This is a genomic window from Prevotella melaninogenica, from assembly GCF_018128065.1.
Lineage (GTDB): Bacteria > Bacteroidota > Bacteroidia > Bacteroidales > Bacteroidaceae > Prevotella.
In genome coordinates this window covers 934985-953649 of sequence record NZ_CP072360.1, presented here as the reverse complement: position 1 = coordinate 953649, position 18665 = coordinate 934985, and the positions used below count along the sequence as shown (strand labels likewise).

Sequence of the window (18665 nt, the reverse complement as noted above, 5' to 3'; positions counted from 1 at the left end):
GTTGTTTGCCCCGATTAGAATAATATCTGTTGTATTCATAAAAAGAAGTTATTTGGTCAGTTTAGGTTTACTCTTTAACACTTTAGCCAACGGAAAAGGATGTTTTAAGGTCTTATTTCATACAACATTCGTGAATGTTTACCATCATTTGCTGTTGTGCTGATACTCTGCACATGTTGTGCTGATACTTAGCACATATGGTACGGAGGGTTAACACCACATGTGCGGAGGGTAAAATTCACCATGATATAAGGATGACAGGGGATGAATTGTGAGCAAAATGTTGTAATACTAAGAATACGCAGGAGGTGTGTAGAAACTTGTTTAGCTCAAACAAAGAGCGAGTATTAAACAGATATTATTAGATACAAATGACAAAGGTTTGTGTGAATTATTGACCTATCAATATTATTTTATTGTAATTCTCTTCCTGCACTGACTACTTTACCCTGTCTGTCTGTCTTGATAGTAAGGGGATAAGTACTGCGGCAACCTGACATGCGGTAAACGTCATAGGAGGTATTTGGTCGTAAGGGAAGGCGACGAAGAGACAAAGTGTCGCCACGTAAGACGACATTACAGCAAGAGGGGAGATTATTTATCTCAAGGACAGATGGATTGTAACTGTCATACCAAAAGGCATGTACATTCTTGTTGTAAACGATGCAGAGTTCATCTACATCACCTTCACCAAGAAGTGATAAGTTACCTCCACAGACACAACCTTGCTTCACAAAGAATGCTTGTTTATCTATGTCAAAGGCAAGTCCTTCGCCATCAGAACAGCCATGCATAAATACTAAGAAGAATTCTATTGTCAACGTTGAGAGAAACACCGTGACGAACAGTGCCATCTTCCTTGTCTTCCACATTCTTATCTTCATCTTCAAAAACTTGCTTGTAGTGGTACTCTTATAAACAAAAAAGCTAATGTAAACCATAATGTGTTTACATTGACTTTCTTATTTAGGAATTATCAATATTCCGTTTTATCAGTCTTTGCAGTCCATTGCTTGAAGACTTCTATCGCTTCATTACGTAAAAGGATTTCAGATGGTTTCTTGCGATATTGTGGTTTTACCTCTATCTCTTGATAGATAAAGTCATCATCAAAGCCGATGTCGGCAGCATCTTTGCGGTCGTTGGCATAGTAAATCTTATCGAGATGTGCCCAATAGATGGCACCGAGACACATCGGACAAGGTTCACAGGAGGTATAGATGTCACAACCTGTGAGATCAAAGGTGTTAAGCTTTTGGCATGCCTTACGGATTGTAGAAACCTCCGCATGCGCTGTAGGGTCGTTGTAGATTGTCACACCATTGCTCCCTTCTGCAATGATTTCGCCCTTGCGAGCAATAACAGCACCAAATGGGCCACCGCCATTACGTAGACTGTTAGCAGAGAGTTCTATCGCTCTCCGCATTAATTCTTCTTTTGTCATTTCAATTGATTATTTGTTAGTTATTTTTGTCTTGTTCGCATATCTGTCGATAAATTCGGTCAAACACCTTTCGCAGCTCCGCTTCATCGTCAATCGTCTTGCGGATTGTCTCAAGGTTCTTAGCATTCGGTGAGCCTGAAATCCAAAGCTTTAGATAGCCAGACCTACCATATTTCTCTTTCATATGGTTGCGGAAACGTTGCCACATCTGCTCGTCATTCTTCTCTGGATAGTTCTCAATACCAAAGAGAATAGCACGTGAGAAGACTACCTCAGGCTCAAGGTCACGGTCAGCCTCAGCAACTATCTTGCCATAGATGCTGCGTGGTGTACGTGAACTGCTGGCACGATGGTCTTCAACAGCTTCCTTCATTATCTTTAGCTGTTCGGCTGAAAACCATTTCCGCAATCGTACATCGGCTATGAGAATCTTTCCACTGGTGATATGATGAATGGCTCGTGGTCCTGCCATACCAAGGTCATGATAGGCAGCAATAATATATACCATATTTACATCAGCACCCGTCACAGCTGCCAAAGCAAGCGAACTCTTAATGACACGCTGCACGTGTCCAAGTCCGTGGCTCTTACCAAAGTCATTATAGCGTGGGAGAATTTGCCGCTCCACAAAGTTCATTATTTCGAGATTTGGCTGTTGCATAGAGTGGGTGATAGGTGTTAAATGTTGGGTGATGATGAAATGAGGGGTTGAGTGAGGGGATTGAGGAAGGTTTTATGAAACAATTATCGCAATCGTGGTTGCTATACCATAGATTAGCATATTCCGAGCGGTTTGTGCCAAGATGAGATTTAGATCCTTACCTTTCTTTATTCTCCTCATCTGCATGGCTGTCTTGTAATGTAAGATATTATAAGGTGCAAAGATGATGACCAAGAGAATAAAGGTAAGAAGATTATGCCTATCTTCTAAAGAGAGAAGGAGAGACAACTGAATAAATGCCATAAGCCCCAAAGCTAAATAAAGCTTTTCTGCCTTTTCCTCACCTATTCTCACAATGAGGGTCATCTTTCCGTCACGTTTATCATTGTCCCTATCACGATAGTTATTAACAACAAGCAGCGTATCTATCACCAAACCGCAGATAACACCTGACATAATGACATCAAAGCAAATAGCCTGAGAGTGGTTTGGAAGGATGACATAAGTGGTGAAGACGACTGGTACAATACCGAAGAAGACAAGCACCAAGACATCGCCTAAACCAAGATAAGAGAAATAGGTGGTGTAAAGAAAAGCAAAGAGAACGCAGAGGAAACCGATGACAATCATCTGCCAACCGCCAAAGAAGATGAGCGGAATACCAATAAGACAAGCCAACAACGAAGTGACGACAAGCCCAATACGCATAGCAGGGAGGGTTATCCAACCTTCTGAACAAGCCCTCTTCGGACCTAAACGAGTGGCACGATCATCATTTCCTTTCAGACAATCAAAGTAGTCATTGATGAAGTTGGAGTCTATCTGCATCAGAAAGGCAAAGAGAAAACAAAGAATGGCAGGGAGTACTCGAAAGTTCTCTCCGCCACTTAGCTTCCAAGCCCAAGCAGTTCCAATCATTACGGGTACCATTGCTCCCGTGAGCGTCTTTGGACGCGCAGCAAGTATCCATGCCGAAAGGCTGTTAGTCTTTATATTGTCGTTTTCTGAAATCACCGTATTATATTAATATCTATTTGATTAGTTAAAGAAGTTCCAGCTAATACCGAACTGGAATACACGCTGGTTCAACGGATAGTGAGGTGTGTAGAAATATCTACCTCCTTCTCCACTGTTTACATGACTGAACATCACAAAGAAGCGAGTATGCTGGAGTTGGAAGTTTGCATAAGCGTTGAGAAGTGGATAGTTGCCAATCTTTGTACGGCTCGCATCCGTCTCTTGTATTCCAAAGGCACCAATTCCCGGTATATACTCTGGAGCATAATAACTTGTGAAGTAACGGCCGTCAACACCAAGATCAACATCCAACACACGTGCTATCTTGAATCGTATAAACAGATTACTATAAGCATTGAAAGTCGGCACTGGGAGTATATCTTCCTTACTTGACTTCTGCAAAGTCAGTACGTTCTGCCAGTTTAAAATACCCAAACGGAAGTCTTGTTGGAGCTGTAATGTAAGCAAGTTGATAGGACTACTTGACTGACGTACATTCAAGTCGTTATGCTGAACAAGGTAGTTATCACCGCTTTTCACACGGTCGTTCTGTATTCCAAAGTAAGTATAGTTCTTGAGAACATCATATCCCACACGCAGTTTGGTACGTGTTTTCTTCAAAGAGAACTCACCTAAAATACGAGAGTGTATCTGCTGGTCAAGGCTATTATCCCACCAGTAATGCTTACCATAGTACTGCTCCATATAGAACGATGGGGCAGAGCGATGGAAGAAAGCTGTTGCAGCTAATTGAACAGTATCACCCAAGAGTGGGAAACCAAGCTCGGCATGCCCATCAACATGGAACTGTCCTGCCTTGCTTCCTGCCAACCAAGCCTCAGCACTGACGTCATAATGGAACGTCTTACCCAAGGTCTTCAACAACTGACCACCCACAGAAACATCGTGTTGATTCCATGTCTGGTCGCCATTAAAGAAGGCAACAGTAGAGCCACTTGGCGTTATCATTGAAGGAAGAGTATAATGGCGCAGCTCATAGGAAAGGAAAGCTTTCAATCCAGCTTTCGCCCACTTGTTGAATCCTTCAAGCAAAGCAACCGCAAAGGTATTCTTCAATGACCAATGCTTTGTTCTATCATAAATAGTATCATTAACTGCTGTGCCATAGTTGAAGTAGTTTTGTGCATAGAAATCTGTCGGAGTATTGTATGCCTGATAGGTGCGACGATAATTATCGAAACGTGCTGTATGGATAAAGCTTGTCACTGGAACATATTCATCTTTCATCCATTTCTGGGTCGAATCCTTAGCCAAAGCATCCTGCTTCTTGAGATCTGCCATCTGAGTAGAGTCCTCTAAATTGACCGTCATACGATCACTAACATTCGTCCTTTCAGCAGACGACTTAGCTTGTGACACATCACCAGCGACGACAGCATCATCAGGACGCCCCGCAGAACGCTTCTCCTTATCGTAAGCTTCCTCATCGAACTTCTCGCCCTTTGCCTTTGCACGACGGCGAGCTTTATCTTTATCCTGCTGTGCTTCTTGTGCTTTATGAGATTTAAGAGCAAACTGCTTTGCCTTAATCTCCTCTTCTGTCATTGCCACCTTACGGAAGAAACCGAGGCTATAACGATGATTGAAGAACACATGCTGATTATCATTTCTATTCCAATTCTGCTTCAAGACGGTTGGAATTTCATCTTCACTAAAGTTTTCACGGAATGACTCTGGATGTGTTATATAAGCATCATTGGCAATACCACCATTCTCCGTCACCTTCTGATGATTCAGAGAAAGTAGCAAATGCGCCTGATAGCGTTCACCTAAATAGCTTCCCCACATTGAATAGTTAAAGTGAGAAGCACTCTGATTGCTATAATATCCACGTCCATACAGATAGTCGAACTTAAAGCCAAAGCCCCATTCCTTACCTGCATTCACCGCAAAGATTGCCTTAAATCGGTCCTCTCCGTTATTTCTGTCACCAGCGCTATTATAGGAAAGAATCGTGATTGGCGAAAGCGTTGAAGTAAACTGAAAGTCTTGTGGCTGCACGATAAACATATCATACGGGTCGAGAAAGAAGAATTCTGATGTCGCACGACGATCGATAAAGATACGATTCTGACGTGGAGACCCAAGGTTTCCCAAAGTGTTATACTGTCCTCGCTTTCCATAAGTGAGGTCGGCATTCATATACATATACGACAACGTATCGGGAACAGCAGGCTTGCGGTCACCGAAACGTTCATCTATTGTCCACACCTTTAGTCCACGTGGAATCTCTTTATGCTGACTTTGTATAGAATCAGAGCGACCTGCTTTCCTGTTGTTTCTATATCCATCAGCAGTGAAAGTACCATCGTCAAAGGTAGAGGTATCATCAGTCTGTGCCATAGCAGCATTCGCCACTAATACAAAGAGGGCAAGTAAGAAGGTATATCTCTTCATCTAACGAATAATACGGAGTATACTTTCGACCATCTTAAAGACCATCGAAACAAGAATAATAATGATACCAATCGTTGTATTATCAGATAAGAAATAGATTGCTACACCTACTATCGCCCCTAACATAAAGATGATGTTAAGCCACTGACGAATGGGCAAGAATCTATCTGTTACCTCACGTTTATTACGACGACGTTCAGGACGACGCGCCGTACTATTCTGCATTTCCATTTTCTATTCTTTATTGTGTTATAAGGGCTATGTCTTTATCTCGTTTGGCTCAACAGGCAACAGCCATGCATACATGCTTCGGTTATCCTTATCAATCACCACCGACACGCCCTCAAAAAATCTTTTCTTTGTCTTACTTCAAAGCCTGAGCGAAGCCTTCAAAGATACTATTCTTACGATCAACCGTAGCACGACGGAACTTACCAGACACTGGCAAAAGGCGCGTGTGCTTCTTGTTCACAGCATACGTATCGGTAATCCACTGCTCTGCTGACAAATCAGACACATTGCCCTGAACATCATAATGATAAACCAAACGGTTCATTGTCAATGTTGCCTGTCCGTCACGACAAGTTGCCTGAAGTACATAATTGAACTGAGTATAGTCCAAAGAAAGGAACGAAGATGAGAAAATCAATTTCTCACGCATCGTTGCCACGATACTATGCTCACCCTTGTTGACCAAGGCAACCTTACTACCACTCAACTGATTGTCGCCCTGCGTGAGTTCTGTAAGATAAGCAAACGCCTTGTCATAAAGCTCGTCTGCCGTAGCACCCGGTACGTTAATGGTTTCAGACCATACCACCTGACCATTCACCTCAGGTATGATTCCCTTCTGAAGATAAATATCCTTGTTTGCTTTGCTGTCTGTATTCATGCTCTTATTGGCACGAGCAGCAGCCGTAGCTGGTGTAGACGGAACCACCCACGCATCTGAAGAAGTATTTGCAACAGGAGTGGTAGGCTTAGTCTCTGCCTTTGTAGCAGGTGCAGCCGTAGTCGTCTGCGCCTTATTAGCAGCCTCACTGAGTGCCGCAGCCTCACGTGACAAGCGTTCAGCCTCAGCCTTCATATCGGCAATCTTCTTTTCTATATCCTTTGCTTTCGCCTTATCCTCAGCTTCTTTCTTGGCTCTTGCTTCAGCCTCAGCCTTCGCTTTTGCAGCATTTGCCCTCGCCTGTTCCAAAGCTGCCTTAGCCTCCTCTAACTGGCGTTGTGCCTGTTCCAACTTCTGTTCTGGAGTTAGCGTTGTCTGTGCCGCAGCCATCATAGGAAGGCACAAAAACAAGAATATCAAATATTTCTTCATAATCACAAACTTTTATCTAATGATAATTTAACAAGCAAAGATACAAAATATTGTTTGCTTTATCGAACCTTTCGATAAGTTTTTATCTTTTTTATTGAGACAGAATAATAGAAGACAAGGTATTATAAAGACAAAATAACAGATGAAACGGAAGACAAGGTATTACAAAGACAAAGTAACAAAAGAACAAAAATAGGGTAATACAAAGACAAAGTAACAAAAGAACGAATATTTATAGAGGCATAATTTGTCCTATATTTTCATATTCCAACTTTCGCAATTCATGCTCTTTTAGCTTCTTAAAGACGCCTAATTGGTTTGCAAAAGATGCCCTTTAAGACCCTTAGTAACGCCCTTTTGAAATCCAACTAAGCACCTTTTGAAAAGCTGTTTTATAACATACTGATTTACTAACAGTTACAAACTCACTTTTATACGTATTTTTCGCCTTTATTAAAGGGATTATACTCGAAAAATTGTAATGTTTTTTCAACCCTTTGCTGCGATTTTTTAGTCATGACCCATACAAACTAAGCAAACTTTTTCACCCTCTTTTCACCCATCTTCTACATTAAAAGATTGGAGTATCTCGCATTCTCCCCCCCTGAGGGAGCGGTAAGAGGGAGGAACTACTTCCTGTTATCGGCTTTTACAAAAGATTTTTGGTTCTTCAGGAATTTGGAGTGATAAACAGATAAAATAAAAAAGAAACCGCTGTAAATATTGTATATTTGAATAAGCACAAACAAATGTACAAAGATGAACAGCAGTTTCCTATATCATGCCTGGGGGCTTTACACCCACGAATGCACTTGTGAAAAATACAAAGGTAACAGAATTATTTTGCATGTACAAGCAAAAGAGCGAATAAGATGTTGCCCTTGTTGTGGGGCTTGCTCTGTTGTGAAAAATGGGTATCGCCTGCGGGACTTTGTTGGACTTCCCATAAATGGCAAGCGAGTAACTATCCGCATGAAGGTGCAACGCTATAAATGTAAGGAATGTGATTTCGATCAGCAGGAGAATATTCCCTTTGTTACTGGCAGTCGCAGCTATACTCATCGCTTTGCCAAGTATGTAGTGGATTTACTTCGTGGCATGACGCTTCAGGATGTATCGCACCATCTGGGTGTGTCATGGGATACGGTAAAGGAAATACACTCCTCTTACCTTGAGCGTCATTATAGCCCTCCATCTTTAGATGGTGTAGAGAATATTGGTATAGATGAGTTTGCTGTTAAGAAAGGACATGTCTATAAGACAATAGTCGTGGATTTGGACAGTGGCAGGGTAATCTATGTTGGCAATGGAAAGGGTACGAAAGCTCTGAAGAAATTCTGGCGGAAAGTCAAACGTAAGAATATAAAGATAAAACATGTGGCAACAGACCTGTCTGCGGCTTTCATAGCCTCTGTTATGGAGAACTGTCCCGATGCAGTACATGTGTTTGATCATTTCCATGTAGTGAAGTTAATGAACGAGAGACTTGACGATATCAGACGTAAAGTCTATAGCATGGAGAAAGATATAAATAAGCGTCTTCCGGAATTTCGAGTGATGGCATTATACTTTTCAGGCTTCCTTGTTGATGAAAAGAGTTGTAAACCCTTAAATATAAGCTTTTTGTGGTGTGGATAGCCCATGTAAGATAAGTATAGATTTTGTAGCCTTTATTTTAGCACTTTATATTCTTTAATATTCAGTAAACAAAGGGATTTGGAAGAATAGAACTCACAAAAGTTATTGATAATCAGATGTTAAATGATATCACTCCAAATTCCGGAAGAATCATAAATAATGCCTTAGCATGCTATTATGATGATATAGAAGAATACAAAAATGCTATTAAATGTTGGGCAACAGTATGTTCAAACGGCGCATTGTCACTTTGTCCTGATGAAGTAATGTTTGCAAGTACAGCGACGGCTAATATATATTCTCAAAAGGAAGACCATCCTGATTCTGTTTGTTGTCTTCAGAATGTCATCAATGATCCTTCATTTGATACAGCATTGACAGAATATCAACAGATGCAAATGCGAGGAGAATTGGCCGTTACATACTGGGAGAACAATCAAAGAAAAGAATCATTAGAACAATTACTTTTAATCCACGACTATCTATATAATCATAGATTGGACACTGATGACGATTATAAGTTGCTGCAAATAAAGTTTGGTATATGCGTTCAGCAATATCATCTTGTTCTTGAAAAAGGAGTTTTTAATGAGAATTTTGCCACACCTATGTTAACAATGTTTTACCATCCAAATAGACAATTCCTTGAAGCTTATAACAAGGCGAGAACTGGTACCAATACAATGTACCTCTTTATGATTGCAGCTGCTCTGAATTTACCCAAAAAAAATGCTCTTGTATTAGCGCATTATACCATTGAATGTTTTGCAGATCTCATCAAAGAAAAAAATATAGCTTGTGGATTACTTAATGAATTGGTTCCCATCTTATTAGAATTTAATGAATATGATAATGCTGAGTATCTTGTAAAATCCTCACTTGGATTAGCCAGTCAGATAACTGACGCGTCCTCTCCTGTCAGGTTAGTTTGTTATTTGCTCCTATTAAGTCTTTGCTTAAAAAAGCTAGTCGATTCGAATTTGGGTATCGAAGAAAGGATTAATAGCATGATATCTACTCATTTATCAGCTTCTATTGATTCATTTCCGACTGAAACTAATCTATTATCCTTACGTGAAGTTCTGGTAAATCATAATGATTCAGAGTTCTCAAATATCAAAGATGATATTGCCAAAATATCAGCAAAGATATGCAGGTTCGAGCAATTAGATTTAAAATTATCAATAAATGTTACAATAACAGCTTCAATGTTTTTTCATACTCATAAGTATTATGGTTATGGATTGTTGAGATTATATGTATATTATCATTCCATGTTTATCATAAAGAAGTATGCAACAAATTATCATTCTCTTTATAAAAACCCGATTGAGGAATTAGAAAGAGTTTTTAATTCTGAACTTAGAGATATTGAGGCGGCAAAGAAAATGATTAAATTATTAGTAGCTTACTCAAAAGAGGAGATACCGCTAACAAAAGAACATGAAGATTTTATCGGATTATAATATATCACTGCAAAATAAAGTCATCTCTATTTATTAATCTAATAATCATCTATTTAGCCCAAGTTTAACTGGCAAAAATATTTTTCATAAATATTCGGGATGTTTTGTGTAGTATCTATTTTATAAATGATTGATAATCAAGCATAGGGTATTGTAACGAGGAGTAAAATCCGAATTGTAGGACACCGTCATATCAAAATTATTTTGTTACTTTGCACTCATGCACGCAAATGTACAGACACGATTCAACCCTGCAACAGGCGACATGGCTCCTTATTATCGCATCAAGGAGTCATATCGTGATGTGCAGGGTCATGTACATTCGCTAATTCTGTTGAACATCGGGTTCGAACCTTCACTTACTGCTGTACAGGTTCGAAAAATTGCATACGCTCTTACCGAACGCTTCAAAAACAGAAGTACACCCTCGCTTTTTAAAAAACATCTTGACGGACTTACTCCTATTGAACAGGCAAAGGCTGACGAATGGTGGAGCCGTATGGAGAAAGAAGGTGGAATCGATCGGTTTAATAAGGAAGAGCAGAAGTCGCTGAGAAAATACGAGAACTACATTGACCTTGAGACGGCAAACTATACTGACGCAAGGAATGTTGGTGCTGAGTGGCTCTGCAAGCAGACAATAGACAAGCTGCAATTAGAGGGTTTCCTGCGCAAAAACGGCTGGACTGAGAATACGATACACACGGCTTTGTCAGCATTGATTGTTCGCACAGTATATGCAGTTTCTGAACGTTCGTCTTATTATTATTTGCGCGATAACTCGGCTGCCGGTGAACTTTATAGTGGAGTTCCTGGCTGGACACCAGGAATCAATTCTCTGTATAAAGTCACTGACAAATTATATGAATTAAAGGAACAGTTAGAGCGTCATCTGTGCAACGTTACTGACGATCTCTTTAATATAGACAACAAGTTGATGCTCTTCGACTTAACCAACTTCTATTTCGAGGGTAGCAAGCGTAATAGCGATAAAGCCAAGTTCGGTCGATCAAAAGAAAAACGCTCTGACTGTAAGCTACTTGTACTTGCATTATGTATCAATAAAGAAGGTTTTATACGTTATTCTTCTATCTTAGAGGGTAATACAGCAGATCCCAAGTCTCTACCCAATATGATTGATACGTTAGCAAAGAGGAATCCATCAAGAACAAAGGATACGCTCGTTGTCATGGATGCAGGTGTTGCCACGGAAGAGAACTTGGAGCTAATAAAGAAAAAGGGTTACAATTATCTCTGCGTATCCCGTACGCAAATGAAGGACTATACACTCAGTGATGATAACAGGAGTGTTACGGTAATGGATGCCCGTCGGCAGAAGATAACGCTGAAAGAGGTTAAGACAGAGGATGACAAGGATTATTATCTCGAAATAACATCTCCTTCGAAAGCTATGACAGAGTCGTCCATGAACAGGGTCTGGAGAGAGCGTTTTGAGATGGAACTGCAGAGAGTAAACGATGGAATCTCCAAGAAAGGTGGAACGAAAACCTATGAAAAGGTTGTTGAACGTACAGGACGTGCCATACAGAAGTACCCATCTATAGCGAAGTTCTATCAGATAAGCTACATAAAAGATGAGAAGAAACCCAAGCTGATGCTGCGCATAGACTGGGAGATAAAAGACCTCTCCACAATGGAATCTGGTCACGGAATATACTTCCTCCGCAGCAATGTCAGGACACTTGATGAGCGCGTGACATGGGAATACTACAATCTCATTCGTGAGATAGAATGCACGAACAGGCAACTAAAGAATGACCTCAACCTCCGTCCTATCTATCATCAGAAAGATGAGAGAAGCGACGCACACCTCTTCTTCGGTTTATTAGCCTATTGGGTGGTAAACACCATCCGTTGTCAATTAAAACGAGAAGAAGAATCCTGTTACTGGACCGAGATTGTACGACGTATGAGCACCCAGAAGCTCGTCACAACAAAAGGGAAGAATCCATTAGGTGAGAACATCGAGATGCGCCAATGTAGTAGTCCTTCGAAGCAAGCAAAACAGATATACGATAAGCTGAACTTAAAACACTCACCATACAAAAAGAATAAAATTTGTAGGACACAGAGCCCATAAGAAAAACGAGGAAAATACGGTGGCTGCAAGAAATAGGCGAAAATGGGGGTTAAACTTGGGTTAAAGCTTATTGTAACGTTTTCCTCGATAACAATGAGGATTTATACCTTCTATATAAAGGACCAATTCATCCCATCGAAGTTCATAAAATCCCTTGGTTTGCTGCATGATTTTACCACTTAAACAACCCTGTGCCATCTGCTTGTGGTATACGACAAAACCACATCGTTCCCAATGAAGCAGCTTGATACGATTGCGAGAACGATTATAAAACACATAGACACAACCATCAGATGGATTAAAATCGTTACCACGGACGAATTGACATAATCGAAGCATCCCCTGGCGCATATCCACAGGAGAACAACAAACCCGATAAACATTTGTTTCATTCAGTGCAAACATCTTTTTTGTGCAAAGGTAGCAACAATGCGGTATCCACAAAAGACAGCGAATTTTGGATGCTTACGATATAGGTATTTTTCTTCCATAATACAAAGGAAAGAAAATATATTAATTAAGAAAATTTCCACACCTCTTTTCTACTGAGCCGCTATTAGCCCTATAAGCCCCATTAGGCTAATCAGGCTAAAAACACAAAAAAGCCCCGAAGATTTCTCTTCAGGGCTCTCGTAAAAGAAGGCGGCTACCTACTCTCCCGCATTGCATTGCAGTACCATCGGCGCAAGCGGGCTTAACTTCTCTGTTCGGAATGGGAAGAGGTGGGACCCCGTCGCAATAACCACCTGATATAACTTTCAACTGACATGTCTTGTTTTCTTTGATATCATAGTTCGTTTTGTTTGTCACTCATCTTTTGATAACAAAGACTCGTCTGTCAGCCGTATAAGGTGACGTATTTCCACAAGCAAAACATATTAGAACTTTTCTTCTTCCTTTAGAAGAATACACAGCTCAAAGTCTGAGTCACCGGTCCCCGCACTCCACTAACGGAGGCGGGAGACCCGAAGAAAGTTTCGGGCAATTAGTAGTGCTCGGCTTTGACGTCACCGTCTTTACACCTACACCCTATCAACGTCATCGTCTATGACGACCCTTATGAGGAGTTCTAATCTTGCGGCTGGCTTCGCACTTAGATGCTTTCAGCGCTTATCCAATCCAGACTCAGATACCCAGCGGTGCACCTGGCGGCACAACTGGTAAACCGGAGGTCTGTCCAACACGGTCCTCTCGTACTAGTGTCAGCACCACGCAAAACTCCAACGCCCACGATAGATAGAGACCGAACTGTCTCACGACGTTCTGAACCCAGCTCGCGTGCCACTTTAATGGGCGAACAGCCCAACCCTTGGGACCTTCTCCAGCCCCAGGATGTGACGAGCCGACATCGAGGTGCCAAACCACCCCGTCGATATGAGCTCTTGGGGGGGATCAGCCTGTTATCCCCGGAGTACCTTTTATCCTTTGAGCGACGGAGTTTCCATACACGTCCGCCGGATCACTATGCCCCAGTTTCCTGCCTGCTCGGCATGTCTGCCTCCCAGTCAAGCGCCCTTATGCCATTGCACTCTATAAGGCCGGTTACCAATCGGCCCGAGGGCACCTTTGGAAGCCTCCGTTACGCTTTTGGAGGCGACCACCCCAGTCAAACTACCCACCAAGCAGTGTCCACGCTATCTGCGTGTTAGACCTCAGACAGCCAAAGGGCCGTATTTCAAGGATGGCTCCACGAATGCTGGCGCACCCGCTTCAAAGCCTCCGGCCTATCCTACACATCGGATGACCAAGGTCAATGCTAAGCTGTAGTAAAGGTTCACGGGGTCTTTTCGTCCCATCGCGGGTAATCGGCATCTTCACCGATACTACAATTTCACTGAGCTCATGGTTGAGACAGCGTCCAGATCATTACACCATTCGTGCAGGTCGGAACTTACCCGACAAGGAATTTCGCTACCTTAGGACCGTTATAGTTACGGCCGCCGTTTACCGGGGCTTCAATTCAATGCTTCCCATTGCTGGTGACATCTCCTCTTAACCTTCCGGCACCGGGCAGGTGTCAGGCTGTATACCTCATCTTTCGAGTTTGCACAGCCCTGTGTTTTTGTTAAACAGTTGCCTGGACCGATTCTCTGCGCCTCATATTGCTATGAGGACCCCTTATCCCGAAGTTACGGGGTCAATTTGCCTAGTTCCTTAACCATGAATCTCTCAACGCCTTAGTATATTCTACCCGACCACGTGTGTCCGTTTGCGGTACGGGTCGTATGAACATTAAGTTTAGCGGATTTTCTCGGAAGTATGATTACCTGCACTCAACTCTTCCCGAAGGAAGTGTTGTACTTTCGTGGTTCAGCTCAAGTGGTGGATTTGCCTGCCACTATCATAACCTACACACTTAAACGCCCTATTCCGTCAGGGCGCGGCAGTGTCACTGCTCCGTCTCCACATCACTGAACATACGAGTTGCGGAATATTAACCGCATCTGCCATCGCCTTCGCCATTCGGCTGAGACTTAGGACCCGACTAACCCCGGGCTGATTGGCATCGCCCGGGAAACCTCGGTCTTTCGGCGAAAGGGAATCTCACCCTTTTTATCGTTACTTATACCTACATTTGCTTTTCCATAAACTCCAGGATCAGTTACCTTCACCATTCAACGTCGATGGAATGCTCCCCTACCGATACTTTTAATATACATTACTATCCCGCGCCTTCGGTATCTGACTTATACCCGATTATTATCCATGCCCGGACCCTCGACTAGTGAGCTGTTACGCACTCTTTGAATGAATGGCTGCTTCCAAGCCAACATCCTAGCTGTCACGGGGACCAGACTTCGTTAGACTAACTTAGACAGAATTTCGGGACCTTAGACGGCGGTCTGGATTCTTCTCCTCTCGGGGACGGACCTTAGCACCCGCCCCCTTACTGCACATCTGCTATCCATAAGCATTCGGAGTTCGTCAGGTCTCGATAGGCGGTGAAGCCCTCTTGACCTATCGGTCGCTCTACCTCTTATGGAGATCGATGCACGCGGCACCTAAATGCCTTTCGGGGAGTACGAGCTATCTCCAAGTTTGATTGGCCTTTCACTCCTACACTCACCTCATCGGGAAGCTTTTCAACGCTTATCCGTGCGGTCCTCCATCCGGTGTTACCCGGACTTCAACCTGGGCAAGTGTAGATCACTTGGTTTCGCGTCTACCCCATCTGACTTGACGCCCTATTCAGGCTCGCTTTCACTGCGGATGCATGTCTCATGACACTTATCCTTGCCAGACATGGTAACTCGTAGGTTCATTATGCAAAAGGCACGCCGTCACTGCGCAAGCAGCTCCGACCGCTTGTAGGCGCATGGTTTCAGGAACTATTTCACTCTCCTAATAGGAGTGCTTTTCACCTTTCCTTCACAGTACTCGTTCACTATCGGTCTCACGGGAGTATTTAGCCTTACCGGATGGTCCCGGCGGATTCGCGCAGAATTTCACGTGTTCCGCGTTACTCAGGATACCACTACGTCTCGTCATGCTTCGGGTACGGGATTATCACCCTCTATGATTGTTCTTTCCAGAACATTCTCCTCACAATCTAAGTACGACAGCGTGGTCCTACAACCCCTGCTAAGCGTTGCCACAAAGCAGGTTTAGGCTTTTCCCCGTTCGCTCGCCACTACTAGGGGAATCATTATTTATTTTCTCTTCCTAAAGGTACTAAGATGTTTCAGTTCCCTTCGTTAGCCTCACTACCTAATGTAGTGATAACAGGTCTTCAACCTGATGGGTTGTCCCATTCGGAAATCCTTGGATCAATGGTTATTTGCACCTACCCAAGGCTTATCGCAGCTTATCACGTCCTTCATCGCCTCCGTGAGCCAAGGCATCCGCCATGCGCCCTTTCTTACTTTCTTCGCCTTCTCTGTAATTCCTTACAGAGAATGTAGCTCATACTTTCAGCTGTTGTGTGATTCTAAAGATTTTGAAGTTTAAAACTTCAATAATTAGAATGCTAATTCTTCCATTTAAAGAAAGAATAGTTCTACTTTACAGTCTTGCTTGTGTCAATATGTCAAAGATCGTATGCTGTAAAAAACAGCAAAGTGGAGAATAACGGATTCGAACCGTTGACCCCCTGCTTGCAAAGCAGGTGCTCTAGCCAACTGAGCTAATCCCCCAAGGGATAGAGAAATTGTCTTAGTCTAATTTAACCCAGTTCACAAGGACTTAGCGCCGATGTGTAGTCCCAGGCAGACTTGAACTGCCGACCTCCACATTATCAGTGTGGCGCTCTAACCAACTGAGCTATAGGACTGAGTTGGAAGAAACTCTGCGGCATCTTTTGCCAGACTTCCTTTCTCTTATTCTTAAAACAGTTTCAGTGAGTACAAGAAGGAAAACGAACCAAGGTTCTATTTAACTTCTTTTTTCTATTCTATTAACTTGTCAACTCGTCTACATGTAAACTTGTTCACTTGTAAACGCGTTACTCGTCAAATTGATAAACATTCTCTCCAGAAAGGAGGTGTTCCAGCCGCACCTTCCGGTACGGCTACCTTGTTACGACTTAGCCCCAATCACCAGTTTTGCCCTAGGCCGATCCTTGCGGTCACGGACTTCAGGCACCCCCGGCTTTCATGGCTTGACGGGCGGTGTGTACAAGGCCCGGGAACGTATTCACCGCGCCATGGCTGATGCGCGATTACTAGCGAATCCAGCTTCGTGGGGTCGGGTTGCAGACCCCAGTCCGAACTGGGACCGGCTTTCAAGATTGGATGCAATTTGCATTACACCGTCCCTCTGTACCGGCCATTGTAACACGTGTGTAGCCCCGGACGTAAGGGCCGTGCTGATTTGACGTCATCCCCACCTTCCTCACACCTTACGGTGGCAGTGTCTCCAGAGTGCCCAGCATTACCTGATGGCAACTGAAGAGAAGGGTTGCGCTCGTTATGGCACTTAAGCCGACACCTCACGGCACGAGCTGACGACAACCATGCAGCACCTTCACAGAGACCCCGAAGGGCGTCATTATCTCTAAATACTTCCTCTGCAATTCAAGCCCGGGTAAGGTTCCTCGCGTATCATCGAATTAAACCACATGTTCCTCCGCTTGTGCGGGCCCCCGTCAATTCCTTTGAGTTTCACCGTTGCCGGCGTACTCCCCAGGTGGGATGCTTAATGCTTTCGCTTAGCCGCTGATACCAGGTACCAACAGCGGGCATCCATCGTTTACTGTGCGGACTACCAGGGTATCTAATCCTGTTTGATACCCGCACCTTCGAGCTTAAGCGTCAGTTGCGCTCCCGTCAGCTGCCTTCGCAATCGGAGTTCTTCGTCATATCTAAGCATTTCACCGCTACACGACGAATTCCGCCAACGTTGTGCGTACTCAAGGAAACCAGTATGCGCTGCAAGTCAGACGTTGAGCGTCTACATTTCACAACACACTTAATCTCCGGCCTACGCTCCCTTTAAACCCAATAAATCCGGATAACGCCTGGACCTTCCGTATTACCGCGGCTGCTGGCACGGAATTAGCCGGTCCTTATTCGTATGGTACCTGCAAACAATCACACGTGACTGACTTTATCCCCATACAAAAGCAGTTTACAACCCATAGGGCCGTCATCCTGCACGCTACTTGGCTGGTTCAGACTTACGTCCATTGACCAATATTCCTCACTGCTGCCTCCCGTAGGAGTTTGGACCGTGTCTCAGTTCCAATGTGGGGGACCTTCCTCTCAGAACCCCTACTGATCGTCGCCTTGGTGGGCCGTTACCCCGCCAACAAGCTAATCAGACGCATCCCCATCCATTACCGATAAATCTTTACTTCAAATCTGATGCCGTCATCGAAGACCATGCGGTATTAGTCTGCCTTTCGGCAGGTTATCCCACAGTAATGGGAAGGTTGGATACGCGTTACTCACCCGTACGCCGGTCGACGTCCAAAGAGTGCAAGCACTCAATGCCGTTTCCCCTCGACTTGCATGTGTTAAGCCTGTAGCTAGCGTTCATCCTGAGCCAGGATCAAACTCTCCATTGTAAAATATGTGTTGGTGATGAATGAGGGGTGATAGGTGGTAATGAATACCACCACTCCCAAACACGTCACCGAGTAATCTCTGTTTCAGAACGCTTATCCTTAGAATTTAAGTTTAAAAAGCACCTTTTCGCTTGAACTTAAATTTTGAGGCAGTGCCTCAAAAGCAAGAACAAGGAATTGATCGGTTCGTTTCTTTTACCCATCTATTTGATAAAAATCAAACAGACGCTTCTTGTACTACTTCTCTGTTTATGTAAATCTTTTCAAAGAACTCTTTCTTTATCGCTTCATACAACTCGCCAGGTGGCGGGTTTTGTAAAGCGAGTGCAAAGGTATAGACTTTCTATGTAACCTCCAAATGTTTTGAGGGGAATTTTTATCAAAAAAGCATTTTTCTTTTGTTAGAAGAAAGACAAAAGCTATTACACCTTATTATATATACCTCCGGTTGGATTTTCAACTTCTCGTTATTGTACGAAAGCCGTCAAGGTCTCTATCTATTCTGGAATCATTTGAATAATGTGAAGAATTCTACAAATTCTATCTTTAAATATGCTATTTATCATTCACAAAAACTGTCAATAATCGCTAT

The 18665-nt window shown here is 43.1% G+C and carries 11 protein-coding genes, 2 tRNA genes and 3 rRNA genes; 3 read left to right on the top strand and 13 right to left on the bottom strand.

The window, feature by feature from the left end:
• Nucleotides 1-413: 413 nt before the first annotated feature.
• From J5A56_RS09645 to J5A56_RS09615, 7 genes are all read right to left on the bottom strand, one after another.
• Complete coding sequence (locus J5A56_RS09645; RefSeq protein ID WP_036920335.1) at nt 414-884, bottom strand: hypothetical protein; 471 nt, start codon at nt 882-884, stop codon at nt 414-416.
• Between the two features lie 92 nt (nt 885-976).
• Nucleotides 977-1444 carry a nucleoside deaminase gene (locus J5A56_RS09640; RefSeq protein WP_021672809.1) on the bottom strand — a complete coding sequence of 156 codons (468 nt, stop codon included), beginning with the start codon at nt 1442-1444 and terminating at the stop codon, nt 977-979.
• Nucleotides 1445-1460: 16 nt separating this feature from the next.
• Nucleotides 1461-2105, bottom strand: coding sequence for an HD domain-containing protein (locus J5A56_RS09635; protein WP_021672810.1), 645 nt, complete (start codon nt 2103-2105; stop codon nt 1461-1463).
• Nucleotides 2106-2177: 72 nt separating this feature from the next.
• Nucleotides 2178-3119 (bottom strand): 1,4-dihydroxy-2-naphthoate octaprenyltransferase, encoded by a 942-nt coding sequence (gene menA / locus J5A56_RS09630; RefSeq protein ID WP_021672811.1) that lies wholly within the window; start codon nt 3117-3119, stop codon nt 2178-2180.
• Nucleotides 3120-3143: 24 nt separating this feature from the next.
• Nucleotides 3144-5540, bottom strand: a complete 2397-nt coding sequence (locus tag J5A56_RS09625) for a putative porin (RefSeq protein ID WP_021672812.1) — start codon at nt 5538-5540, stop codon at nt 3144-3146.
• Nucleotides 5541-5771, bottom strand: a complete 231-nt coding sequence (locus J5A56_RS09620) for a hypothetical protein (protein ID WP_021672813.1) — start codon at nt 5769-5771, stop codon at nt 5541-5543.
• A 133-nt stretch (nt 5772-5904) separates the two neighbouring features.
• The gene (locus J5A56_RS09615; RefSeq protein ID WP_021672815.1) at nt 5905-6864 is read right to left on the bottom strand and encodes a DUF4468 domain-containing protein; all 960 of its coding nucleotides are present in this window, start codon (nt 6862-6864) and stop codon (nt 5905-5907) included.
• A 759-nt stretch (nt 6865-7623) separates the two neighbouring features.
• Here J5A56_RS09615 and J5A56_RS09610 point away from each other — a divergent pair.
• The 3 genes from J5A56_RS09610 (at nt 7624) to J5A56_RS09600 (ending at nt 12069) form a co-directional block, all read left to right on the top strand.
• Nucleotides 7624-8502 (top strand): ISL3 family transposase, encoded by an 879-nt coding sequence (locus J5A56_RS09610; RefSeq protein ID WP_081691306.1) that lies wholly within the window; start codon nt 7624-7626, stop codon nt 8500-8502.
• Between the two features lie 116 nt (nt 8503-8618).
• Nucleotides 8619-9968, top strand: coding sequence for a hypothetical protein (locus J5A56_RS09605; protein ID WP_211815507.1), 1350 nt, complete (start codon nt 8619-8621; stop codon nt 9966-9968).
• Nucleotides 9969-10188: 220 nt separating this feature from the next.
• On the top strand, nt 10189-12069 hold the full coding sequence (locus J5A56_RS09600; RefSeq protein WP_211815506.1) for an IS1634 family transposase: 1881 nt from the start codon (nt 10189-10191) through the stop codon (nt 12067-12069).
• Nucleotides 12070-12129: 60 nt separating this feature from the next.
• On the opposite strand, the gene tnpB is transcribed toward J5A56_RS09600, so the two are convergent.
• From tnpB to J5A56_RS09570, 6 genes are all read right to left on the bottom strand, one after another.
• Complete coding sequence (tnpB, locus tag J5A56_RS09595) at nt 12130-12474, bottom strand: IS66 family insertion sequence element accessory protein TnpB (protein WP_211815505.1); 345 nt, start codon at nt 12472-12474, stop codon at nt 12130-12132.
• Between the two features lie 232 nt (nt 12475-12706).
• Nucleotides 12707-12819: ribosomal RNA gene (rrf, locus tag J5A56_RS09590) — 5S ribosomal RNA — on the bottom strand.
• Between the two features lie 216 nt (nt 12820-13035).
• Nucleotides 13036-15938: ribosomal RNA gene (locus J5A56_RS09585) — 23S ribosomal RNA — on the bottom strand.
• A gap of 190 nt (nt 15939-16128) precedes the next feature.
• Nucleotides 16129-16202 (bottom strand) — tRNA-Ala (locus J5A56_RS09580).
• Nucleotides 16203-16265: 63 nt separating this feature from the next.
• A tRNA-Ile gene (locus J5A56_RS09575) sits at nt 16266-16339 on the bottom strand.
• Nucleotides 16340-16542: 203 nt separating this feature from the next.
• Nucleotides 16543-18073, bottom strand: a 16S ribosomal RNA gene (locus tag J5A56_RS09570).
• Together the 16S, 23S and 5S rRNA genes with 2 tRNA genes alongside form the textbook arrangement of a ribosomal RNA operon.
• Nucleotides 18074-18665: the final 592 nt, after the last annotated feature.

What these genes read in the sequence shown, in the direction of transcription:
- J5A56_RS09645 (WP_036920335.1), bottom strand. Translation starts at nt 884, where the DNA reads ATGAAGATAAGAATGTGGAAGACAAGGAAGATGGCACTGTTCGTCACG.
- J5A56_RS09640 (WP_021672809.1), bottom strand. Translation starts at nt 1,444, where the DNA reads ATGACAAAAGAAGAATTAATGCGGAGAGCGATAGAACTCTCTGCTAAC.
- J5A56_RS09635 (WP_021672810.1), bottom strand. Translation starts at nt 2,105, where the DNA reads ATGCAACAGCCAAATCTCGAAATAATGAACTTTGTGGAGCGGCAAATT.
- J5A56_RS09625 (WP_021672812.1), bottom strand. Translation starts at nt 5,540, where the DNA reads ATGAAGAGATATACCTTCTTACTTGCCCTCTTTGTATTAGTGGCGAAT.
- J5A56_RS09620 (WP_021672813.1), bottom strand. Translation starts at nt 5,771, where the DNA reads ATGGAAATGCAGAATAGTACGGCGCGTCGTCCTGAACGTCGTCGTAAT.
- J5A56_RS09615 (WP_021672815.1), bottom strand. Translation starts at nt 6,864, where the DNA reads ATGAAGAAATATTTGATATTCTTGTTTTTGTGCCTTCCTATGATGGCT.
- J5A56_RS09610 (WP_081691306.1), top strand. Translation starts at nt 7,624, where the DNA reads ATGAACAGCAGTTTCCTATATCATGCCTGGGGGCTTTACACCCACGAA.
- J5A56_RS09605 (WP_211815507.1), top strand. Translation starts at nt 8,619, where the DNA reads ATGTTAAATGATATCACTCCAAATTCCGGAAGAATCATAAATAATGCC.
- J5A56_RS09600 (WP_211815506.1), top strand. Translation starts at nt 10,189, where the DNA reads ATGCACGCAAATGTACAGACACGATTCAACCCTGCAACAGGCGACATG.
- tnpB (WP_211815505.1), bottom strand. Translation starts at nt 12,474, where the DNA reads ATGTTTGCACTGAATGAAACAAATGTTTATCGGGTTTGTTGTTCTCCT.